Source organism: Paraburkholderia sp., assembly GCF_035948235.1.
In the GTDB taxonomy this organism is placed as follows: Bacteria; Pseudomonadota; Gammaproteobacteria; order Burkholderiales; family Burkholderiaceae; genus Paraburkholderia.
In genome coordinates, this window is the sequence record NZ_DASZJJ010000256.1 from 23,523 (window position 1) to 46,071 (window position 22,549).

Genomic DNA, 22,549 nt, shown 5'->3' on the forward strand with positions numbered 1-22,549 from the left:
CGGAGTTTCGGTCAATCGGAAAAGGCGATCGGACGCCGGTTACTGAACCTGCGTCCCGCAGTTGTCGCAGAAGCGCGAGTCGGGTTCGAGCGCTTCGCCACAGGCGCTACATGGCTTCGCGCTGCGCTGCGCGCCGGGCTGACCGGCGAGCATGTCGCGCATCTGCGGCGACAAAAGATGCTCCGTGGCCCCTTCGCCGGCGCGGTTGAGCGCATTGGCCACCGCGATCTTTTCGATATCGCGCTGCGACGTCGGCGCGACGACGATGGTCTGCTGCTGGGCGCACTGTTCAATGAGCTGGCGGATTTCGCGGGCTTCGTCAGGCAGGCCGCGCATGCCGACGATCATGCGGCGGTGGTCGCGGCCAAAGGTCACCGAATCGATCTCCGCCACCCACACGCGCACCGACATGTCATGAACCGCGACAACGTCGCTTTCCGTGCGCACGCGGTCGCTGAATTGCGCCCCCAGGTTCATGCGCGAGCGCTGGAAATTGCCGTCGAACTGCACCCAGACGAGCTTCGAAAGAAAGTCGAAGCGCGCCCACAGCATGTGCCCGGCGCGCAGACAGAACGCGCCGACTGCGAGCATCGCGCTGCCAAACGTGGCCCAGCCGAGCGCGGCCGATTGCACGTCCGCAGGCGAGGCCGCGAACGCCGTGGCGAACCACAGCAGGCACAGCACGGCAACGGCAATCAGCAGGACACCGAAGGTATTCAGACTCACCAGCCAGCGGTAGCGCGGCTCGCTGAAGGCGCGCCTGAGGTCCACGCGACGCATGTCCTCGCGCGGCAGTGGCTGGGTTTCTTCGAACAACTGACCGGTGAACTGGCCGGACTGTCCCGCCACGGACGGCGTATGGCGGGCGTAACGGCGATTCGGAATCTGCTCGACCCAGCGCCGTTGCAGATGTCGCTCGAGTTCGTCGAGCAACTGCTTGGGTTGGCCGTTCATCGACACCGTGGCGATCTCGCTACCCATGCTGGTGCGCGGCGTGACTACGGTCTGATGCACCAGCGCGACGAAGAACAGCACCACGGCCACGCTCGCACAGATGAGCAGGGCGAACGTCTGTGTGGTCAGCGGCAGCCAGCTCAGGTCGGGCAGATGCGTGGAGACGAGCGGCACCACGATCGGTGCGAACACGGCCACCAGCAGCAGGCCGATCAGACCGGCTGGGCTGAGCGACGCGCTGGACTGGTTGCCTTGCTCCATCGGCTTGAGCAGCAGGAAAAACGCGAAGCCGAAAAACAGCAGCGCGACCCAGGCGCGATCGGACGGATTGTCGAAACCGACCGCGGCGATGATGAAGCTCAGGAACGTTGCCGCGAGTGCGAGGCCCGACTGGAACTGCAGTTGCGCGAGACGCCGGATCGGAATCGGCGCGTAGATGAGCGCCGGGATCAGCGAATACAGCAGGCCGTTGAGCGCGCCCTTGGGTTCCTCGAACCACAGCGCGCCGGAGCGCATGCGGTTTTGCAGCTCTGCCGCGCCTTTCGTGACGCCATCCTGGTTGCTGGCTTCGATCTCGTCGCTCAGGCCGAGCGGCTGTCCACGCCCGAAGTAAAAGCGCAGCTGCATCATGCCGATGCGCGCGTAATTGATGCCGCTGCCGAGCAGGAAGATGCCCATCGCGAGCGGCAAGAACGCCCACAGGCCGTGGTGGGCCGCCAGATTGTGGCGGCTCAGCAGCAATGCCGCGACGCCGCCGAGAAACAGCAGCGCCGCAGCGGCGAAGCGGAACCAGTTCTCGACACGGAACGGATTGGGCAGATTGAGGCGATCGCCTTCGGAACTGAATTCAAACGACATGGAGGGCTCCGCAGAACATCATTCGATCGACATGCTGTTGAGCGCGCTTTGCTGGGCAACCTTCGCACGCTTGCGCAGCGAAAGGGCCTGCGCATTGCGCGGGTCGAGACGCAAAACGGCCTCCGCATTCGAGATCGCGCAATCGAACTTCTTGTTGCTGAAGCAACTATTGCCGTCCGAGAGACTGCCCGCGATGGCGGCGCGGATGGTGGCGTTTTCGCCGCCGTTCGCATCGGCCGGCGCTGCGCTCTTTTTAGGCTTCTCGTGCACGCGTGCTGCGGGCGCTGCAGGTTCTGGCGGTTGCGTTTGTACTTGCGGCGCGGGCGACGGTGGCTCGGCTTGCGGTTGAGCTTGCGCCTGAGGCCGCGTATCGATGACCGTGGCGCCGGAAGATGCGGCGTTCGTTTCGCTTGCAGTCGTCGTCGGCGTGTCGGGCGCAGGTGCGTTCAGCGCTGCGCTCAGCGACGGGGCCGGTGCGGACGCGGGTGTTTCAGCAGGCACTGCGGCAGACACTGCGGCAGGCGCTTCCGATGCCGCTTCAATGAACGGCGGCGCCGATGCGGCGAGCGGGGGACTTGCGGCCGTATCGCCGGATGCAGTGGGCGCATGATGCGAGCGCAGCATGAGGCCCGCGCCCACCGCAACGCCAACGACAACCACAGCAGCAGTGCCGATGATCCACATCTTCTTGCCGCCTTCGTTCCTTGCGGAAGAGGGGGCTGAAGTCATGGCAGGGGAAGGGACGTCCCGTCCGGCGGCTTGCCCGGCTTCGGCGTTCGCCTTTTGCGGCACCTCAGCGCGCGGTGCCGGATCTGGTTCGCGCTGCGATTTTGACAATGATTCGGACTGCGATTCGTAGCGCGATTCGGGCATTGCTTGCGCTACTGCACCAGCCGTGGTGCTGTCGGCTATCGATGCTGCTTCGGTCACGGCAATGACGGCTTCGTCGGCGCGCGTAGCTTCGGTTGCGCTCGCAACGACTGGCGTTTGCGTGATTTCTGCCGCCTGAGTGGCTTCAACGTGCGTCGAGCGCTCCACTTCCCCAGGGATTCCAGCGGCCTGCTGCGGCGCGGTGAAGTCGAAACCGCAGCTACGGCAAAAGCGCTTGCCCGGCGTGCGCTCGGTCGTGCATTCCGGACAGCATTCGCCCGCTTGTGCATCGCTCGCGATCGGTGCGGCTGGGGCGAGCGGTGCAAGCGCCTGCGCGGGAGCGCTATCGAATGTCGCGTGAGGTTGCGCCGCAGTGGGAGTGTGCGTCTGGGCCGTGTCACTTTCGGCGAGCGCAGCCGGCGCTACGTCGATTGTCGCCAGTTCGGCTTCAGACGCTTGCGGGGCGATTGCCGGGATCTCCTCGTGCTTCGCTTCGAACGGTTCAAGGGCCGCTTGTCGCTCCGGCACCGCGGCAATTGACGGGGCAGCGCTGTCAAGCGCAACGAAGTCAAACCCGCATTGGCGACAAAAGCGTTTGCCGGGCACGCGCGCAGTCGTGCACTGCGGACACGCCTGCGCCGCTGCGGCGGCATTGGCCGCCTGCGTGCTTGCAACGGCAGCTTGTGCCGCCATTTCCAGACTGGCTGCCGTTGCCGGAGCCGTGGCGGGCGCGGTGTGTGCGGCGGGGGCAGGCGCCTCGTTATTCAAGGCTGACGCGCCAGGCGCTGCGGCAGCGGCGGCGCGCGGCATGCCGTTACCGCACTGCTTACAGAATTTCGCGGTCGGGCTATTCGAAAAGCCGCATTTCTGACAACGCATGCTAGGTCTCTGTGGTCGTAGTGGCTTGGAGGGGCGTGTTCGCTAGTCGACGCGACGCAGGCGCGCGCCGCCGAAGCCCAGGGAAAACTCAAGGTTGTCGTTATCGATCACCTTGATGACGGCAACGGTCGCGCCATCGTGTTTCACAAAAAATTGTTTGTTGTCCCGCTTATCGGCTTCGTAGGTGACGTTTGTCGTATTGCCTTCCACGGTGGCGCTGTCGCGCGTGAATTCGATCACGCCGCCGATGGTGTTCTCCTCGCGCCATTTACCGATATACGCGGGCCGCGAACCGAACAGGCCGGACACGGCGTCAGCAATCTTGCTGAAAAGACCGCCACTCGCATGGCGCTGGCTGCTCATCTGTGCCTGCATCCCGCGCTGCATATTGTTCAGAAGCGCGAGTCCGTCATTCGAGGCGGTGCCGTTGTCGAACTGCCAGCCGTGATCGCCCTTCACGAGCGAAACGTAGGTGGTTTTGGGCAGATTGGCGAAACGGTTCGGCTCGGCGCGCTGGGCTTCCGGCGTCTGGGTCCAGGCGTCCGCGTTGCGGTAGGTGTAGCTGTAGCTGCCTTGCGTGTGCCAGCGCTCGCCTGCCTTGACCGGCTTCGTGAACTCAACGGCGGTCACCGTCAGCCCATCGGCGAAACAGAGCTTGCCGTCGTGGATCTTCTTTTCGCCCAAGGCCGTATGCGAAAACTGTTGGCCGCCACCGAACATGAACGCATTGGTGACGGGCTGCGGCGGCCCGTAGATGCCCGCTCTGGAGAGCACCTGCAGCCACTGCAGGGTGTTCGCGTCGAAGCCGCCCACCACGACCGGATTCTTGCCGTAGGCGAAGTTGCCCAGACACGTTGCATCCGCAACTTTCACCTTGTCGGCATTCAATAGCCCGGTCAGATCGGATGCGGAAGGCGTGGAAGGCGGCATGGCGAGGAATGCCGCAATGCCGCCCGCGACCAGCAGCACGGCCGCGCCGATTCCGCTCCACAGACCCACCTTGCGCCAGTTGATGTCGAGCGCTACAGCGGCGCCAGTGGGCGCGGATCGCTGCATGCCCACGGCGACCGTCGTGGCAGCGCGCGGACGTACAGGCGAGCCGCATTCGTCACAAAAGCGTGCATCGGGATCGAGCCCGCTGCCGCACTTGACACAAAAGCGTCCCATCACGCACCTCTCGGCAGGTCGGCGCCACATTCACCGCAAAACGCGTCTTCCGGTTCGGCGCGCGTGCCGCACGCTGCACAGGCAGGCGATGCGTTGGCAGGCGCATCGGGCAGCAGCGCCGGTCCATGCGACGTGAACGGCTCCGGTGCGTGCGGCGGGCGCGGGGCTGCCGATACCGGCGCGTCAGGCGACGCAGGCGGGGCGGCGTTCGCTCCAGCGAGGTTCAGGAAGATGTTGCAGATGCCGGCCAGATAGACGAGCAGCGGGAACGTGTAGGCCAGCGCGCCAAGCATGCCGACGCCGACGCCTGTCGCGAGAAGATAGCCGCTCATGCCGCCACCCATTCCGCCCATCCCACCCATCCCGCCGAAGCCAAAGCCCGAATAGAGCGACAGGAGGCTGCCGCCAAAGCCGATGATGCCGCTCGCGAGCGCCGCGACGAATGCCGAGCCGCCAAACACGATGGTGGACGCGATGAACGCCACGATGCCTACCACGAAAAGCAGGACCATCTGCTGCACGATCGGCGGCAGCAGACGGCCAACGTTGAACGCACCGCGATTCATGCCGAGTGTGTCGAGCGCGGCGCGCACGCCATAGCCTTCCCAGAACGCCGGAGCCGCGAGCGGGTTCACAACGAACATGAAACTGAACCACATGATGCCGCCGATCACGGAAGCGATCGGATAGACGACCGTGTAGAGCAGCGGTCCGAGGAACGGAATCTTGCAGATGAACAGCACGACCGCGAGCACGATCATGAACGCGAGTAAGATCGCAATTTCGATCAGGAAAATCGCTGCGAGCTTCGGAAGGGTCAGCAGGCCGGCGATCAGGGCGTCGCGTGCGCTCTGCACCGGGCGGCCCTGAATCTGGTCCATCAGCGTCTTGCCTGCTGCCGATACGCCGGTGGCCGTAATGATTGCGGCCGCAACCGATCCGATAAAGGAAAACAACCCGCCGATCACGAATGCACCGTTGCTGGCGAGCGTACCGGCGATGCCGATGAAGACGCCTGCCACAACGAGCGCTGCGATGGCGCAGGAGATAAAGAGCAGAAAGGCGCGCGTATTGCGTGCGGCGTCCACGGCTTCGAGAACGACGAGCGATCCGCGGATCGCGTCTTTGGAAGATGACATTGTTTCCCCGACAAGCAGATTCGAAAGCAGGCTTGATAACCCGTCAGATAAAGCGTGAGCGCGCATTGAGCGTGAACGCTAATGCGTGTTTACGGTTGCGCTGCAAAAAACCTTAATGCGTGTCTAAAGCGCTATCTCGGGAGAGCGTGAGATTTCGCCGGATAGATACGTAATAAATGGCAATAAGATGACGCTGTCGACTCGCATGGGTCGAACTGAGACGTTAAATATCCCGTTTTTCACTTCTTTTGATCCCCTCGTTATGCGGATCGCATTGATTCTGTCCGCTCGACTCTTGTATTTTTAAATCGCGATTGTGTAACCGATTCTATGTCGTCATCGAAATATACGGTAGTCGTGCAACGAAAAAGAGCATGTTTCGCGAGCTTCATGACGATCCCCAAGGTTGTCGTTCATGAAGCTATTCGCGTCCAGCCGTGAATTTGTTCGCTCATCCCGATGCATTCATCGCGCCCATGCGGCGGGAGGCGTCCCCCGTCGCGCGGTTATGGCGCGGTGCAGCCAGGGGGCGCTTGCGCGTGATCGGCGATCTGTTGCAGCAGCGAATCGTTCAATGCGGCTTTCAGGCTCGCTGCGTCGGCGAAGGCGATATTCACGCGGCCCGACGCATCCGGACCGCCCGCGAAAGTCGCGCCATACAACGTCATCCAGCGGCGCAGATCGCTCATGCGTGCGGTGTCGCGCAGATCCAGCCAGATCGTCAGGCAGGAGGGAGCGGCGCCGCGGTAGGCACTGGTCGCAGCCGGCTCCTGTGTCGTGTTGTGCGTCGAGAGCAGGCCGATCACCCCGGACTGCACCAGGACGATGGCGATCAGAGCCGGTTGCAGCACATTGGCGTGCTCGCGCAGCCAGCGCCCGGCGCGCGCCAGCCAGCCGGTCGCCGTAGGTGCGTGCTCAACCGCAGGCACAGGGCCAAGCGCTTCCTGCAGGGCCGCGAATGCCTGGTCGGATGTTTCGTCGACATAGTGCTGTTGCTGCGCGTCGGCGAGCGCTTGCAGCCAATGCAGTTCGTCGCGCAGCGCCGTGTCATGGGCAAGCCGCGCGGTAAAGGCGCGCCGCTCGGCGGGCGAGAGTTCGCCACGCAGCCAGGCGAGCGCCAGTTCGGTTGGGGCGGCGCTGGAAGGCTCGCTCATCACGCTTCCTGTGCGCCCTGGCGGGCGCAGTCGATCAGCAGGGCCTTGGTCTCGGAAACGCGCCGCCGTACCGCAACCGCCGAGGTCGAGCCAATTCGCGCCTGAATTTCGACGTCGGTGTAGCCGCGCAGGGCAAGCGCAATCGTCTGGCGGGCCAGCACCGTGAGTTTCTCCATGCAGCGCGCGAGAATGCGCGCGCGCCGCGTTTGTTCGTGACTGTCTTCCGGCGTTGGAAAGGGTTCGGCGTCCGACCAGGCAGCGTCGGGCGCTGTGTCGGCATGGCCGGACAGGATCTCGCCATCGTCGTCGAGCGGTCGTTCGTGGTCTTCCCGTTTTGCGCGCTCGCGCAGGCGGGTGAGCAGCTTGAAGCGGCCAGCGCCGATCAGATAGGCCGCCAGCGCGGTTTCGAAGGCGAGCGGATCGCTCACGATCTGTGGCGCGGTGCTGAACTCACCTTTATTCTGAACGAATAAAGCAACGAAGGCGTCGTTAAGCGATTCGTCGATTTCCGTGTCATATGCCCATGAATAGCTGCGCCGCGCCAGGCGGTGGAAGTCGCGGCGCAACTTGTCGTAAAAGCGCCGGAAACGTGCCGGTTGGCGACGCAGACGCTCTAGCGATTCACGAACGGCACGGTCCATCGAATTGAAGAATAAGATTCCGTTGGATTGCGTAGTGCGCCAATTAAATGACGCCATACAAACGCGAAGCGTAGCAGAATGTCGGAGTATTGGAAACCTTCACGATCCATGCGTATTAATTCAAGCATGCAGACTTTATTTCTGAGCCAAAAGGGCATTAAGTCGCTGAAAAACGTGGTCGCAAACGTTTTAATTGGCGCTTTTCTATCGACGATCGCTTGCGGCGCACAGGCTGCGCTCGCCCCCAGAATGGCGCTCGTGATCGGTAATGGCGCCTATCGCAACGGCGACAGGCTGCAGACACCGGCGGCCGATGCCCAACTGATTGCGCAAAGCCTGCAACGGCTGGGTTTCACGGTGCGGCTATTGACCGACCGCTCGCGCGCCCAGATGTTGCAGGACCTCGACGGCTTTAGCGCGGACGCGCGCGGGGCGCGTGTTGCACTCGTCTATTACGCCGGGCACGGCTTTGAAACGGATCAGAAAAACTTCCTGATGCCGGTCGATCTGCCCGCGAAGCTCGCCACGCTGTCGGCGGTGCAACTGCGTGGAGCGGCCATTCCGCTCGAATACGTGATGACCACGGTCGAGCGTGCCCATCCGCAGGCGATGGTGGTGATGGTCGACGCCTGTCGCGACGAGCCAGGGCGAGGCGTAACGGGCGCACGAGGACTCACTGCCGAGAACGCACCACGCGGCACACTCGTTGCGTTTTCAACGAGTCCGGGCGGCAAGGCCCTGGATACGATGCGCAATGTGGGCAAACCGATCGACCATAGCCCTTTCAGCTATTACCTCAGCGAGAACCTCGCAGTGCCCGGGGCCACGCTGATCGACGTGCTGCAAAAGACCCAGGTTGCCGTTGCGGCCGCAACGGGAGAGGGCCAGCACCCATGGTTTGTGAGCGGCCTCGTGGGGCAACTCGTGCTTGCCGAAACGCCCGCAGCGGCGCCGCAGCCGAATCCACAGCTATTCGCGCAGGCGGCGGCCACGCGCGGTGCGGCGGCGGTGGACACGAACGCCTCGCGCTCGCTCTGGGACAGCGAAGAGCAGAGTGTGACCAACGCTGCGGCGATTCTCGACGCGTCTTCGTTCGCCTCGCTGCAGCGGCGCGCGGCGGCCGGCGACGCGCAGGCGCTCACGACCCTGGGCCTGGCCTACGAAGAAGGCCATTACGTGCGGGCCAACCCCGCGCGCGCGATGCAGTTCTACCAGCGCGCGGCGAACCAGGGCTATCCGGTCGCGGCCACGCTGCTGGGCGAGCAGTACCTGGGGGGCAACGCCGCGACACCGGTGGACCGTGCGAAGGCTGAGCGCTGGCTGCGTTCGGCCGCCGACGCCGGGCATCAACGGGCGCAACTGGACCTGTTCCAGTTGCAGGCGCAACGTGGTGACCCCGAGGCCGCACGCGATCTGGCGAGGTCGATGGCGAAGATGTTCATGTCGCGCTAGGCCGCGCAATCTTCGCCCGGTGCGCTTTATTTCATTCGAATGCGAACAAAAGGAGGTGTCTCCGCGAATACGGGATTGAGCGCTTTGCATGAAGCGCGAGATGCGCGATACCGATTCGCAAACCGACTGACAAAGAGGACCAGTAACGATGAAAATGACGATGAACTATCGGGCGGCGGGGGCCGCGCTTGCGCTGGGCGCGATGCTGACGGCGTGCGGCGGCGGCTCGGGCGGTGCGGGTGGCTCGGGTAATCAGGCCTCGAACGGTAACGGGCAGCCGACGGTCGCCGAGCTTGCGCCCCTGCCTGGCGGCAGCACGTATATCGGCACGGTCAGCTTTGGCGATACGGTAAAGATCGCTCTGGATAGCCCGGCAAAGGGACAACTCACGCTGAGCTTCGTGAATTCGCAATTCGGCCTTGCAGGCGACGTGGTGGGCGCCTACACGCAGAACAATGGCGTACTGAGCGTATCGGGCGCCACGCCGGTGCAAGGGGCCACGCTGTCACAGGCGCAGGCGGCTGCGCTGCGTGTTTCGCTTGTCGTGAGCACCGCCGCAAACGGACAGGGCATGCTGAGCGGCACGATCGCGCAGGTGCCGAACCTGCTTGGAACCGGCACGCTCGCCGGTCAATTCGCATTGACGAATAGCGGCGTAACCAGCGTCGCGGATCTTGCCGGTCAGTACAGCCTCGTTTCGCTCACGGGTGACTATAGCGTCGACGGCGTGCCGACAGGGGTGCAAAATCCGGTGGCGGGCCAGGTGAATATCGACACCACGGGTGCTGCGCGATTCTGTTTTGGTCAGGCCTACTCAGCAAGCTGCACGGATGTGGACGACACGCCTGGCGCGACGGCGCGCTTGACGGACGTTGCCAGTTTCACGCCGGACCCCGACCAGACGACGTATCCCGGTGCATTCGACATGACGGTCAGCGGCCAGACGGTGGGTCGGGCGTTCGTCGCGATGCAAGGCGAGAGCAAGACGCTGTTCATCGACCGCTTCGGCAAGTCGCCTGAAGGCACGCCGCGCACCGGTTCGATGGTATTGACGACGACGCAGACGCTTGCTGCCGGTGCAATCGACGGAACGTGGAGCTGCGCGGAGCCCAACACCGACGACAAGAATCATCTGCTGGGCGATGTGGCGGTTTCCACCGTGCAGTTCAACGGTGCGGCGGGCGCGGCCAACGGCCAGAGCACGCTTCTTTCGCTGACGTATAACGCGGCATTCGACTACGCTGCGGCGTCGAAGTCGAGCGCCGATCCTGCGGTGGCATCGGGTATCGCTGGCCTGATCGCCGGACAAATCGCCATGCCGGCTGGTACCGCGGTGTTGTCGTTCCTGCCGGTGAGCGCCGCGAAGATGTATTTCATCGACGAACCGAACGGCTCGGGTTTCTTCGTGCAAGGATTGTGCACGCGCAACTCATAACGCTGCTCGAGCGGGCGTTCGGCGGTGCCTGAGGCTCGGCGAGTCATGGCCGGGGGAGAGTTAACCGGCCAGAACGCCCGGCTCCCTGCAAAATCAATAACAAGGTCAGGGAATTATGCAGGATGCCGAACGATATTTGATTTCTTCATGACGTTCTTCCTTGTTATTTTTTAGGCGGTCAAGGTTTCACTTCCTCGAGCTCGAATTTGTGGCCGTAGGTCTGTTGATAGATCGCCTGATAGTGAGCCAGATGCTCCGGTTCGTTGATTTGCGCGAGCAGCGGAATCAATCGATCCAGTGCTCGGGCATAGCCATCGTCTACAGCGCGCCGCAAGAACAGGGAGGCCGTATACAGTCGGTCAGGCGCGTTGCTTTCGTCGAGCATGAAATTACCGTAAAGCGCTTCCGCGAGCGGATAATGCCTGCCCGCTGCGTACACCGCGTACTCGACAGCGAGGGCATGCGATCGGTACCAGAGCGCGTCGGGCATATTCGGCATGCGAACATGAAGCGCCGTGGCTAACGCCGTCTGCGAGTAAGGGTCACCGCTTTCCGCCTGCTCATGAACCTTGTTGGCAATATTGGCGTCGCTCCAGATCTGCGGAAGCAGTTTCAGCATGCGGTCCAGTTCGGTGTCCCAATGCGCGCCTTCGGCCAGCCGGTCTGCGATTGGCGGGCGCGTACTCACGCGCCAGTCGTCCACGCCGGTGTCGGGGTCAGTGGCTTGTCCGCCGCGCGCCTGAACGCCCGAGAGTTCGGGTGAGTGGGGAGCGCTATCGGAAGCCTGTGGAGCCGCGTCAGACAGATGAAGCTCACCAACCAGGCCGTCGTTGAACCAGGGGCGCTGCGTATCGGCGGTGGCTGCGGACACCAGGATTTGCGTATGACGCAGGGCGGTGATGAGTTCGCCCCCCGCGCGCAATTGCTGACTCAGGTAATAGCTGAAGGGGCTGTGTTCGTAATGCGTGCCGCCGAGCCAGAACGTATCGAGCGCCGACCCGCCCGGCTGCGTCGCAAATGCGATTAGCTCGCCGCGAGCGGCATCGACGGGTTTGAGCGTTTGTCTTGTGGGACCGCGTAGCGCTGCGGTTCGGCACGTATCGAGAAACAGGATCAGCGCGCGCGGGGCACCGCGGTTCGCTGCGCCGCGGACGTAGCGCAGCGGCACTCCGTAGCGCGTAAGATCGCTTCTTGTCACGTTGCCGATTGGCACGGGGAGATCGACGGGGATCAGATAATTTTCCCCGCCGCTTTCGAATCCGTGGCCCGCGTAGTAAATCAAGGCGATCGAAGCTTTCTTCGCGTTCACGCCAAAGCGATCAAATGCATCGAGCATCTGCGCGCGCGTCTGATCGACTTCGAGGTCCACGTCGAAGCCCGTCGATCGCAGGGTTTGCGCAACGAGCCTGGCGTCCGGGACGGGGGAGCCAAGGCGGTCGACGCCTCCGTACAGGGCGTTGCCAATCACGAGCGCCACGCGGGGCGCAGACTCGGCGGCCGGCGTTGTCGCGGCCATTCCAGGCTTGACAGCGCTGGCGAGCAAGGTCGCCAGCACCGCAATGCCCAGGACACGTAACCTGACTGCACGGTGACTCTTGGCGCGCACTGTCGCCGCTGGCAGGAATCGCCTGCTGCTGAAACCCATTTTTACCCCTACGAAATCCTGAAATCCCGCGACTGGAGAATCATCGATATTTTCGATCTCGTGCGCATCTTATCTATTTTGCCCGCCTGATCATATTGCGCCTGGGTAAGTGAAGCACGCAGTGCGTCAGCGCGCGTACATTTCGAGCATGGGTACAGCAGGGCGCGCAGCGCCCCGCTTGCCTTCAGGCCATCAAATGTCAGCCTGGGCGATCTTGTTTGCCCCAGGCAGATGGATGAAACGGTCGTAGACATCGTAATGGATGTGCTCGACGGTTGCATGCACCTGATTGCCGTTCGTGACACCGTCAATGCGAATGTAAAGCGTGCCTTCCAGATCCAGGCTGCTCTTCGAGCGCATATTTTCGATTTGCCGTGCCAGGTTTTCGTCGCTCACCGGGATCCGCGCGATCGACGGATCTTCTTTCAACACGAGCGCCACGTTCTGGACGTTGATGTAGTTGCCGTTATCCACCGACGAGACCGGAAAGCTCTTGCTCGCGAAATCGTAGGGCTGCGCGAACATCATCACCTGCAGGCCGCTATATCGCGAGCCCAGCGGAATCGCGTAATACGATCCCGCATATTGCTTCAGTTGCGCCTGCACCACCGGCCACTCTGTCGCGATCAGATCGTGCTTCTTGAACGTATCGTGCTCGTTGTAATACTTGCCGGAGAAGAGATTCAGCAAATCCTCCTGCGAGGGCGGTGTGCCCTGCGCATGAGCGACCGATACGTAAGTCAGCCACGGCCACCGGCCGTCCGAGGCGTCGACCGCCTGGTAGTTCGCCAGCGGAGTGTTGTCGGGCTGGCTGGTGGGCGCCGGTGCCGTCGCCACGGCAGGCGCGGGTGTTGGGGCCGCCGCGGGCGCGGCCGTGGTGCCGGGTGTGGATGCCGGATTCACGGCGGTAGCCTGGTCGTCGTTACCTTTGTTGCATGCGGCGAGGGCGACGATTGCGGCGGTGAGCGCGAGCAGTTTGAGTTTCATTGGCAATTCCGGGTTATGCAACGATGGACCATTTACCGTCGACCTTGATCATGCGGATGCTCTTCGCGTTTCCGTTGCCGTCCACCATGTCGCACTGATAGCCTCCGGCGTCCGCCGACTTGCAGTTCGCCAGATGGAGCTTCTGGATACTTGCCTGCATGGCATCTGCCATTGGGGCGGTAAATGCGTTAGCACGCAGTTGGTCGATCTGAACCTTGAGCGCCTCCTGCAGATCCGGATCACTCGGGCCGCCGCTGCAGGCAGCCAACACCATCACGCCGCACATCGCGGCCATGTTCTTCATTTTCATGGGTTTTCCCTGTTGTTAGTCTGAATATCCGTGCAGGCATTACTGGATATTGTTCGATGCTGCTGGCGTTCCAGACGAATGTGCAAACGTTTTTCTCTTCTTCGGATCAGGTCCATTTTCGGATTTTCAGTCGTGTTCAATCATGAAGCGGACGAAGCGAGAGACGCCGGTTTCCGTGGGTTAAGCGTTTTTGCGCGTCTCATGGCGACTGCGAACGGCCTCGCTGCATGGGTATTCTGTTGTTGAGGAAATTTGTTCGGTGAAAGACGAGAAATATTTAACGGCGGTCTTTTTCGGCGCGGCGTCGGATGGGCTGTTCATCTAACAATGCCGGCGAAGAACGCAGGCTAGATTGCGGGCCCGCACCTTGCGGCACCGCGCATGGCGATCACGCTGGGCGGCAGGGTGTGATGGTCAATCACATGAAACTATGCAAGCTATAAATGATCCACAGAGATAAACATATAAAAAGAGAATGATTCACAGTGCCGGAGTTCGTCGCTAGTCTTGGCATCGACATCGCTAGCGAGGGACTATGGCACGCTCCAATTTCACGTCGTTTCATCTGCGTCGGCGGATGCTCGGTGCGCTTGCCGCGGCGCCGGCTGCCGCACTCTGGCTCCCCGCGTCTGGGTATGCCGCCAGTGCGCCCGATCTCTCGGGCGTTACGCTCGTGCTGGGCGATCAGGCCGGCGGCCTGCGCGCGCTCGCCGAGGCGTCGCGCGTGCTGGAGGGCACGCCTTATCGCTACCGCTGGGCCAACTTCCAGGGCGCTGCGCCCTTGTTCGAGGCGCAGCGCGCCAATGCCGTCGATATCGCGCCGGCCGGCGATCTGCCCGTGCTTGCCGCAGCGACCGGCGATCCGTCGCTGCGCATCGTCGCCACGCGTGCCGGTTCGCCCACGCAGCTAGGCATCCTCGTGCCGCAGCGCTCCGGCATCAACAGCGTCGCGCAGCTCAAGGGCCGCACGGTCTTCGTTTCGTCGGCGCGTGGCAGCATTTCGGAGTACCAACTTGACGGCGCGCTTGCCGAAGCGGGCCTCGCGCGCACCGACATCCAGATCCGCTACATCCTGCCAGTGGATGCATTCGCGGCTTTCGCGTCGGGCTCCATCGAGGCGTGGGCCACTTTCGATCCCTACTATGGCATCGCGATTTCGCGCGGCGCGCGCGTGCTGCGCGACGGCAGCGGTATCAATAGCGGGCTGAGTTTCATCACGGCTTCAGGCGCGGCACATGCCGATCCGCTCAAGCGTGCGGCCATCGCCGATGTGCTGCAGCGTCTGCAACGCGCGGGAATCTGGGCGCTGGCTCATCCGCAGGCCTATGCCGAGGTGTACGGCAAGCTCACGCGTACCTCGCCCGATACGGCGCTCGTCATCACGCAGCGCGCGGCGCTCAGACTACGTTTCGTGACATCAGCCGATATCGCCACGCTACAGAAAGTCGCCGATGTCGCCGTGCGAGACGGCATCCTGCCGCGCCCGCTCGACGTGGCGGCGCTTGCGGATACACGCATCGGTGTTGCCTGATAGATCATTTGGAGTCCATATTCATGTCCACCCAGGCAGAAGCCTCTCCCGGCACGTTGCCGGATGCCGTACGGCAGACGCACTCGCGCGGCGCGGCAGCGCGCGGCCTCTCAGGCACGCTCGCGGCGCTCGCCTGGCTTGGCGCGGCGGCGGTCACACGCGGCTGGCCGAGCCTCGACGACTGGCCGCACACTGACGCGCTATTGGCGCTAGAGCTGCTGCTGGCTCTGGTGTCGTTGGCCACTGCATTGGCCGCGCGCACGCGGCGCGCGCAGGCTGTCCCACCGCGCGGCTGGCTGGCAGTCGGACCGTGGCTGCTCGCGCTGGCGCTGGGCGTGAGTGCGTGGGAGATCGCCACGGCCAAGCTCGAATGGCTGCCGCGCCCATTCTTCGCGCCGCCCGAGGCGTTGATCGCGGTCTTTTTCGACGATTACGCGCGGCTGGGTTCCAGCGTCGCGCACTCATTCGGGCTGCTGGCGTATGGCTACGCGATCGGCGCGCTCACGGGTTTCGTGGTGGGCGTGAGCATCGGCTGGTCGCGCGCGGTCGGCTACTGGCTGCATCCGCTGCTGCGTCTGGTCGGTCCGCTGCCCGCTACCGCGTGGCTACCGCTGGCGTTCTTCTTCTTTCCGTCGAGCTTCAGCGCGAGCGTGTTTCTGATTGCGCTGGCGTCGGCGTTTCCCGTGGCCGTGCTGACCTGGTCGGGCGTCGCGGGTGTGAATCCGGCGTTCTACGACGTCGCCCGCACGCTTGGCGCGCGCGCCGGCTTCCTGATCCTGCGCGTGGCGATTCCGGCCGCGTTGCCTTCGGTGTTCGTCGGCTTGTTCATGGGGCTGGGCGCGTCGTTTTCGGTACTCATCGTCGCCGAGATGATGGGCGTGAAAGCAGGTCTGGGCTGGTATCTGCAGTGGGCCCAGGGCTGGGCCGCCTATTCGAATATGTACGCGGGCCTGCTGGTGATGGCGCTGATGTGCTCGGGTCTTATTACGTTGTTGTTCCGCGCGCGCGACCGCGTGCTCGGCTGGCAAAAGGGGCTGCTCAAATGGTGATTGCACAGGCCACGCCGCTTGAAGCAACGAAAGAGGCGACGAAAGAAGCGACGCGTCCCGGCGCGCGCATCGACATCCGTCACGTGAGTCACGGCTTCGCGCTGCGCGGCGAAACGCTGCCCGTGCTCGACGATGTCAGCCTCACCGTTGCACCCGGCGAATTCGTCGCGCTGCTGGGTCCGAGCGGCTGCGGCAAGTCCACCTTGCTGCGGCTCGTGGCAGGGCTGGAGACGCCGGGCGCGGGCACGGTCGAAGCCGGGGGCGTGCCGGTGCGCGCGCCCGACCCGTCGCGCGTGCTGGTGTTTCAGGACCCGACGCTGTTTCCCTGGCGCACGGTGCGCGAGAACGTGGGGCTCGGGCCGCAGGCGCAAGGCGCGCGGCGCGGCCCGCGTGCGGCGGAAGCCGAGGCGCGCATCGACGCCGCACTGGAGCGCGTCGGCCTCACGCAGTTCGCCCACGCCTGGCCGCATCAACTGTCGGGCGGCATGGCGCAACGCGCGGCGCTCGCGCGCGGGCTCGTCAACGATCCCGCCTTGCTCGCGCTCGACGAACCGTTCGGCAAGCTGGATTCGCTCACGCGCATGCGCATGCAGGCCGAACTGGTGGCGCTCTGGCAGCGCGAGCGCTTTTCCGTGCTGTTCGTCACGCACGACGTCGAAGAGGCACTGGTGATGGCCAGGCGCGTCGTGGTGTTCAGCGCACGGCCCGCGCGCATCGTCAGCGAGGTCCGCAACGACGCGCCGTATCCACGTCATCGCGACGATCCCGCGCTGGTGGAGTTGCGTCGGGCAGTGCTCGCGCAGCTCGGACTCGAAGCCTGAAACGACATCTTTCTACTCACACGGAACCGCTACACCGATGAACCCGATCGTCTCCGATGTTTCTGACGCGCCGTCCTCCTCGCAGCGTCGCGACTGGCTGCGCAAGACCGCGCTCGCCACGGGCGCGGCTGCATTCGGCGCGCTCTCGTTCGGCTTGCCCGCGACGCGCGCATTGGCCGACGAAGGCGCCAAAGCACTCAAGCTCTCGTGGAATGCGGGCGCCATCTGCACGGCGCCGGTTCCCGTCGCGCTGACGCAGGGCTTCTTCCGCAAGCACGGGCTGGATGTCGAACTGGTCAACTTCGCGGGCTCGACCGACCAGTTGCTGGAGGCCATCGCCACCGGCAAATCGGATGCGGGCGTCGGCATGGCGCTGCGCTGGATCAAGCCACTGGAGCAGGGCTTCGACGTCAAGCTCACGGCGGGCATCCACGGCGGCTGCATGCGCCTGCTCGCCACCCGAAGTTCCGGCATCGTCGATCTTGCGGGCCTCAAGGGCCGCACGGTGGGCGTGAGCGATATGGCGAGCCCGGCGAAAAACTTCTTCGCGATCACGCTCAAGAAACTCGGCATCGATCCGGATGCGGACGTGCGCTGGCGGCAGTACCCGGCCAATCTGCTCGGCGAGGCGCTCAGGAAGGGCGAAGTGCAGGCGATTGCCGATGGCGACCCGACCATCTGGACACTGCGCGAATCGGACCATCTCTACGAGGTGTCGAACAATCTGTGTGGCGACTACGCCAATCGCGTGTGCTGCGTGCTGGGCGTGCGCGGCACGCTGGTGCGCAAGGACCGCGCAACCGCGCAGGCGCTTACCGCCGCCTTGCTCGAAGCGACTGAATGGACTGCTAACCATCCCGACGAAGCCGCCAAGGTGTTCTCGGCCTACGCGCCGAAAGCGGACGTGGGCCAGCTTGCGGCCATGCTCAGGAGCCACACTGACCATCATCATCCGGTGGGGGACGCGTTCCGCAAGGAAATCGCCCTTTACGCCGACGATCTCAAGACCGTGGGCGTGGTCAACGCGAGCACCGATTCGAATCATTTCGCCTCGCGCGTATTCGCCGACGTGCTGACCTGACGTATCGCGAGTGCTGCCGCGCTGCATGAAGCCCGGCGGCAGCACCTCGAAGCTCAAGCTGCTTGCCGCGCGGCTTCTTCCTGTGCCACAGCAGCGCGCACGAGCGGCAGCAGATCGCGCCCATACGCGAGCGCATCTTCCAGCGGATCGAAACCGCGAATCAGGAAGGTGGTGACGCCCAGCTTGCGGTATTCGAGCAACGCGTCCGCCACCTGTTGCGGCGTGCCGACGAGCGCCGTCGAGTTGCCGGCCGCGCGCGTGAGCGCCGTGATGCCGGTCCACAGACGCGTATCGACGACCCGGCCCTTGGCCGCTTCGGCCAGCAGGCGTTGCGAGCCGATGTTTTGCGGGTCTTGGGGGCGGCGCGTGAAATTGGGCGAGCGCGCTACTACGTCCTGGGCGCGCGCGAGAATGGATTCGGCGCGGGCCCAGGCGGCGTCTTCGGTGGCGGCGAGGATCGGCCGCAGCGAGAGGCTGAAGCGGATCGTCTGCGCGCGCCCGTGCGGGGCGGCCGCGGCGCGCACGCGTGCAATGGTGTCGCGCACGGCGTCGAGCGATTCGCCCCACAACGCGTACACATCGGCATGCTTGCCCGCTACCGCGATGGCCGCTTCGGACGAGCCGCCGAAATACACCGGCAGATGCGGTTGCTGCAAAGGCCTGACCTGCGAGCGGTGAGCGGCGACGCGATAGAACTCGCCCTGGTGATCGAAGGGCGCTTCGCTCGTCCAGGCGCGCTTGACGACGTCGAGATATTCGTCGGTACGGCGGTAGCGTGCGTCGTGCGCGAGCCAGTCGCCGTCGCGTTGCTGCTCGGTATCGTCGCCGCCGGAGATGATGTGGACGGCGGCGCGGCCAGCGCTGAAATGATCGAGCGTCGCCAGTTGGCGCGCGGCCAGCGTCGGCGCGACGAAGCCGGGCCGATGCGCCAGCAGGATGCCAAGCCGGCGCGTCTGGTGCGCGACGTAGGAGGCGATCTGCAGGCCGTCGGGCGACGCGCTCGAATGGGCGATCAATACGCGGTCGAAGCCACCGTATTCGTGCGCCTGCGCCACTGCGGCAATCCACGGCGGATTGATCGCGGCGCCTTCGGGCAGATGGATTTCGCTGGATTCCTGATGACTGACGTAGCCGATGAATTCGACGCTCATGGCAAGACTCCTTTATCGATCGCGGGATGCGGTGTCGGTGGATGTGGCAAGCGACGCGAAGGCGGCGCGCCCGAGATTGCCGAGCACGACGTCGTTCTGCGGGGTGTGGATGCGCGCGCACAGCACGTCGCGGTAGTGGCGCTCCAGTGCGTTGTCGCGGCTCAGGCCAGGGTTGCCGCTGGCCTCCAGGGCGATTTCGACCGCGTCGATTGCGTGCCGGCTGACCAGGTATTTGAGCGTCTGCGCTTCGGCGGCCGCCACGCTGCCGCTTGCGCCCGCGTCGAGCAGCACGCGGTTGGCGAGCAGCAGCGCGTCGATGCGCCCGACCGTCTGCTGGAAACTGTCGAGGCTGGCCAGCGGCGCGTTCAGGCCGGTAGGCACGCGATGCGCGGCCCATTGCACGAACCAGTCGCGCGCAGCGCGCGCTACGCCGTCGTAGATCGCGGGCAGCAGCACGTTCATCCACAGCGCGGTTTCCGGGTCCATGCCGTTGGCGGGGCCGGGCGGCTGCAGGTCGACGGCCTGGTCGAGGGGCACTTCGACGTTCTCGAAGGTCACCTCGTGGCTGCCCGTTGCGCGCATGCCCAGATGATTCCAGGGCTTGCCGAAGCGGATGCCGAGCGAGTCGCGATGCACGAGCCAGGCGCCAACGCGCGGTTCGGCCTCGTCGGTGCGGCCCCAGACCGCGAACCAGGTGAGTCCGGGGCTGCCGGTCGAATAGAGCTTGCGGCCGTTCAGGAGCCAGCCTGCACCGTCCCGACGACCGATGGTGGCCGGCAGCCCGCCGCGCGAAGGCGAGCCCAGTTCCGGTTCGACGCGCAGGGAGTTGATGAGCGCGCCGTGTTCGACGGCGTCGCGCGCGATGCGCTCCTTGAGCGCTGCGGGCCAGTTGGGGTTGGCCTGCAGACGCAGATGGTAGAGGCACTGCATGACGAAGATGAGCGCCGTGGACGGCTCGCCGCGCGCGATGGCGCGCACCACGTTCAGCGTCTGCGCGAGCGTGGCTTCGCGCCCGCCAAGCGCGCGCGGCACCGTGAGGGCCAGCAGGCCCGCGCGCCGCAGCCGCGCGAGATTGTCGTGCGGAAAATGCGGGCCGGCGTCGAGCGCGGCCGCGCCGCGCGCGAAGTCCTCGCTCAATGCGCTTAGCCACGCATGAGCGGCGGGCGAGTCGAGATCGGCGAGCGCCTGCAGGGCGTGGGTGTCGCGTGCGCTGTCCTGCTGGCGTTGCGCGCTGCGATCGGCGGCGCCGAGCACGGTGTCGGGCGGTCGGTGGGTCATGGGCGTCGTTGGTGTCGATTGAGGAGGCACGCGTGCCGTAGCGCTGGTTCGCGTGGTTGGCGTCGTCAGGGCGCTGCGCTCGAAAACTGCTTGTCGAAGCTCGGCGCGACGTCCAGTCGCGTACGGATTACGTCGGCGCGGCGATAGAGATCGGCGGTGCGCTGCTGCTCGGCGATCACGCCATCGTCGATCGGCACCGGACGCCACTGGCCGCGTTGATAGACGGTGGCGAGCACGTCGGCGGGCAGGCCGGTCACTTTCGACTGGATCGCCGCGACTTCGGCGGGATGGCTGAGCGCCCAGCGCTGCGCGGCGGCGACGCGGCGCAGGAAATCGGAGAGTTCGGCGCGCTTGTCGCGGATCGCGGCGTCGGTGGCTGCCTCGAAGCTCAAGCCCGACGAGACGCCCACGCCGTTGGCGATGCTGCGCGTATGGTCGCGCGCCTCGGCCAGCGCCACGTACGGGTCCCAGGTGGACCAGGCATCGACGCTGCCCGAGGCGAGCGCGGCGCGCGCATCGGCGGGCTGCATGAAGGACCACGTCACGTCGGTCTGCTTGAGGTTCGCGCGCTCCAGCGTGGCGACGGCGAGGTAATGGCCGATCGAGCCGCGCGTGGTGGCGATGCGTTTGCCCTTGAGATCCGCCGCGCTGTGAATCGGCGAGCCGCCCGGCACGACGATGGCAAGATCCACCGGCGTATAGCGCACCGCCGACACCGCGCGGATCTTCGCGCCCGCCGCGTAGGCAAAGATAAGCGGCGCGTCGCCCAGGCCGCCCACGTCGATGGCGCCCGCATTGAGCGCTTCGCCCAGCGGCTGCGCGGCCGGGAAGTTGAACCACTGGATTTCGTAGGGCACGTCCTTGAGCTGCCCCGAGGCTTCGAGAATGCCGCGCGTCTGCAACTGCTGGTCGCCGACCTTGAGGGTGGCGGCGCTCGCGCACAACGGCAGCGCGACGGCAAACGCCAGCAGCGTGCGTGACAGGCGTTGCGGCCAGCCTGGGTGTGAAGAAGAGCGGATGGCGGAACGACGCATGAACAATCCTCGATCGAAGGCAAAAGCACACGATACGGAGCGCGTCACCATAAGGCAAACGCATTGTTCTTCCATGCAAATATGCATAAGTGGAATAGCAAAGCTTGAACGCGAAGCCGTAAAGGCGCTAAGCTGGGCGATCGCTCATTCCGGCTAGCAGCCAGAACAACAGACATGAAACTCGACGAAATCGAAGCCTTTGTCGCCGTGGTGCGCAGCGCGTCGCTAAGCCAGGCGGCGGCGGGACTCGACCTCACGCAGCCCGCCGTCACGCGGCGCATCCAGAATTTCGAGGAAGCGCTAGGCGTCGAACTGCTCGACCGCAATACCAAACCGCTGCGCACCACGCCGATGGGCCGCGCCGTGTACGACCAGTGCCGCGCGATCCTGCGCGAGATGGACGCACTGCGCCAGCTCGTCAACGACGGCGCGCCGCTGGCGGGCGTGCTGCGCCTGGGCGTCGCGCAGACCGTCGCCGACATCGCGATGCTCGACGCGCTGCAGGTGCTGCGCCAGGCGCACCCTGAACTGCAGGCGCGCGTGACGACGGGCTGGGGCGCGCCGCTGCTGCAAAAAGTAGAGGACGGCGAACTCGATGCCGCCATCGCGCTGCTGCCCGCCAATCGCACGCTGCCCGAAACGCTGGCGGGCGAGTCGCTCGGCTCGCTCAAGCTGGCGGTGGTCGCAAAGAAGGGCTTGCTCAAGCGGCGCACGCATACGCTGGCGGAATGCCAGGCGCACGGCTGGGTGCTCAATCCCGATGGCTGCGGTTTTCGCGCGGGTTTGCAGCATGCGCTCGCCGCGCAGGGCCACTCGCTCAAGCTCAACCTCGAAACGCTCGGCACCGAACTGCAACTGGGGCTGGTGGCCGACGGCGTGGGGCTGGGTCTGGTGCCGCAGCCGCTGGTGGCATCGAGCGCCTGGGCCGACGCGCTCGACATCGTGCCGGTCAGCGACTTCAAGCCGGAAATCGCCGTGTGGGTGGTGCGCTCGCGCGCGATCGGCAAGATGGAGTCGGCGCTCGCGGTACTGGCGCAGAGCGTGGCGGGCAGCTTCAAGGCGGCGCGCGTCGCCCGCGCGGCCTGACGGCAGGCACGCGGCGGGCGACGCTTT

General features: G+C 64.8%; 19 protein-coding genes. 7 read left to right on the forward strand and 12 right to left on the reverse strand.

All coding sequences use genetic code 11. The annotated features are described in order from the left end of the window. Positions 1 to 39: 39 nt before the first annotated feature. From VG320_RS22435 to VG320_RS22460, 6 genes are all read right to left on the reverse strand, one after another. A complete protein-coding gene (locus VG320_RS22435) occupies positions 40 to 1,812 on the reverse strand; it encodes a zinc ribbon domain-containing protein (protein ID WP_327202262.1) in 1,773 nt (590 codons plus the stop codon). Between the two features lie 18 nt (positions 1,813 to 1,830). After that, the gene (locus VG320_RS22440) at positions 1,831 to 3,450 is read right to left on the reverse strand and encodes a hypothetical protein (protein ID WP_327202263.1); all 1,620 of its coding nucleotides are present in this window, start codon (positions 3,448 to 3,450) and stop codon (positions 1,831 to 1,833) included. Between the two features lie 153 nt (positions 3,451 to 3,603). Beyond that, positions 3,604 to 4,728, reverse strand: coding sequence for a zinc ribbon domain-containing protein (locus VG320_RS22445; RefSeq protein ID WP_327202264.1), 1,125 nt, complete (start codon positions 4,726 to 4,728; stop codon positions 3,604 to 3,606). Then, a complete protein-coding gene (locus VG320_RS22450; protein ID WP_327202265.1) occupies positions 4,728 to 5,867 on the reverse strand; it encodes a zinc ribbon domain-containing protein in 1,140 nt (379 codons plus the stop codon). Before VG320_RS22450 ends, VG320_RS22445 begins: the two co-directional genes overlap by 1 nt. Positions 5,868 to 6,373: 506 nt before the next feature. Further along, positions 6,374 to 7,021: a hypothetical protein gene (locus tag VG320_RS22455; RefSeq protein WP_327202266.1), complete on the reverse strand. Its 648-nt coding sequence runs from the start codon at positions 7,019 to 7,021 to the stop codon at positions 6,374 to 6,376. Continuing rightward, positions 7,021 to 7,449 (reverse strand): hypothetical protein, encoded by a 429-nt coding sequence (locus tag VG320_RS22460; RefSeq protein WP_327202267.1) that lies wholly within the window; start codon positions 7,447 to 7,449, stop codon positions 7,021 to 7,023. The genes VG320_RS22455 and VG320_RS22460 overlap by 1 nt, the downstream gene beginning before the upstream one ends. 462 nt (positions 7,450 to 7,911) lie before the next feature. Here VG320_RS22460 and VG320_RS22465 point away from each other — a divergent pair, with 462 nt between their 5' ends. Beyond that, positions 7,912 to 9,114 carry a caspase family protein gene (locus tag VG320_RS22465; protein WP_327202268.1) on the forward strand — a complete coding sequence of 401 codons (1,203 nt, stop codon included), beginning with the start codon at positions 7,912 to 7,914 and terminating at the stop codon, positions 9,112 to 9,114. Positions 9,115 to 9,262: 148 nt separating this feature from the next. Continuing rightward, entirely contained in the window at positions 9,263 to 10,549 is a 1,287-nt protein-coding gene (locus VG320_RS22470) for a hypothetical protein (protein ID WP_327202269.1), read from the forward strand. A 178-nt stretch (positions 10,550 to 10,727) separates the two neighbouring features. On the opposite strand, the gene VG320_RS22475 is transcribed toward VG320_RS22470, so the two are convergent. From VG320_RS22475 to VG320_RS22485, 3 genes are all read right to left on the reverse strand, one after another. Beyond that, complete coding sequence (locus VG320_RS22475) at positions 10,728 to 12,194, reverse strand: caspase family protein (RefSeq protein ID WP_327202270.1); 1,467 nt, start codon at positions 12,192 to 12,194, stop codon at positions 10,728 to 10,730. A gap of 192 nt (positions 12,195 to 12,386) precedes the next feature. Beyond that, positions 12,387 to 13,181: a hypothetical protein gene (locus tag VG320_RS22480; RefSeq protein ID WP_327202271.1), complete on the reverse strand. Its 795-nt coding sequence runs from the start codon at positions 13,179 to 13,181 to the stop codon at positions 12,387 to 12,389. A 13-nt stretch (positions 13,182 to 13,194) separates the two neighbouring features. After that, positions 13,195 to 13,491: a hypothetical protein gene (locus tag VG320_RS22485; RefSeq protein ID WP_327202272.1), complete on the reverse strand. Its 297-nt coding sequence runs from the start codon at positions 13,489 to 13,491 to the stop codon at positions 13,195 to 13,197. A gap of 535 nt (positions 13,492 to 14,026) precedes the next feature. Between VG320_RS22485 and VG320_RS22490 the strand changes: the two genes are divergently transcribed. Genes VG320_RS22490 through VG320_RS22505 form a run of 4 tightly spaced genes read left to right on the forward strand, consistent with a single transcriptional unit; the run spans position 14,027 to position 17,973 of the window. Continuing rightward, a complete protein-coding gene (locus VG320_RS22490) occupies positions 14,027 to 15,022 on the forward strand; it encodes an ABC transporter substrate-binding protein (RefSeq protein ID WP_327202273.1) in 996 nt (331 codons plus the stop codon). 23 nt (positions 15,023 to 15,045) lie between these two features. Next, positions 15,046 to 16,071, forward strand: coding sequence for an ABC transporter permease (locus VG320_RS22495; protein WP_327202274.1), 1,026 nt, complete (start codon positions 15,046 to 15,048; stop codon positions 16,069 to 16,071). After that, a complete protein-coding gene (locus VG320_RS22500; RefSeq protein WP_327202275.1) occupies positions 16,065 to 16,892 on the forward strand; it encodes an ABC transporter ATP-binding protein in 828 nt (275 codons plus the stop codon). The genes VG320_RS22495 and VG320_RS22500 overlap by 7 nt, the downstream gene beginning before the upstream one ends. A 37-nt stretch (positions 16,893 to 16,929) precedes the next feature. Then, positions 16,930 to 17,973 carry an ABC transporter substrate-binding protein gene (locus tag VG320_RS22505; RefSeq protein ID WP_327202276.1) on the forward strand — a complete coding sequence of 348 codons (1,044 nt, stop codon included), beginning with the start codon at positions 16,930 to 16,932 and terminating at the stop codon, positions 17,971 to 17,973. Positions 17,974 to 18,026: 53 nt separating this feature from the next. On the opposite strand, the gene VG320_RS22510 is transcribed toward VG320_RS22505, so the two are convergent. From VG320_RS22510 to VG320_RS22520, 3 genes are all read right to left on the reverse strand, one after another. Next, a complete protein-coding gene (locus VG320_RS22510; RefSeq protein WP_327202277.1) occupies positions 18,027 to 19,124 on the reverse strand; it encodes an LLM class flavin-dependent oxidoreductase in 1,098 nt (365 codons plus the stop codon). Between the two features lie 12 nt (positions 19,125 to 19,136). After that, positions 19,137 to 20,402, reverse strand: coding sequence for an acyl-CoA dehydrogenase family protein (locus VG320_RS22515; protein ID WP_327202278.1), 1,266 nt, complete (start codon positions 20,400 to 20,402; stop codon positions 19,137 to 19,139). Positions 20,403 to 20,467: 65 nt separating this feature from the next. Then, entirely contained in the window at positions 20,468 to 21,436 is a 969-nt protein-coding gene (locus VG320_RS22520) for an ABC transporter substrate-binding protein (protein WP_327202279.1), read from the reverse strand. Between the two features lie 174 nt (positions 21,437 to 21,610). On the opposite strand from VG320_RS22520, the gene VG320_RS22525 reads away from it, so the two are divergent. Next, complete coding sequence (locus VG320_RS22525; protein WP_327202280.1) at positions 21,611 to 22,522, forward strand: LysR family transcriptional regulator; 912 nt, start codon at positions 21,611 to 21,613, stop codon at positions 22,520 to 22,522. Positions 22,523 to 22,549 lie beyond the last annotated feature (27 nt).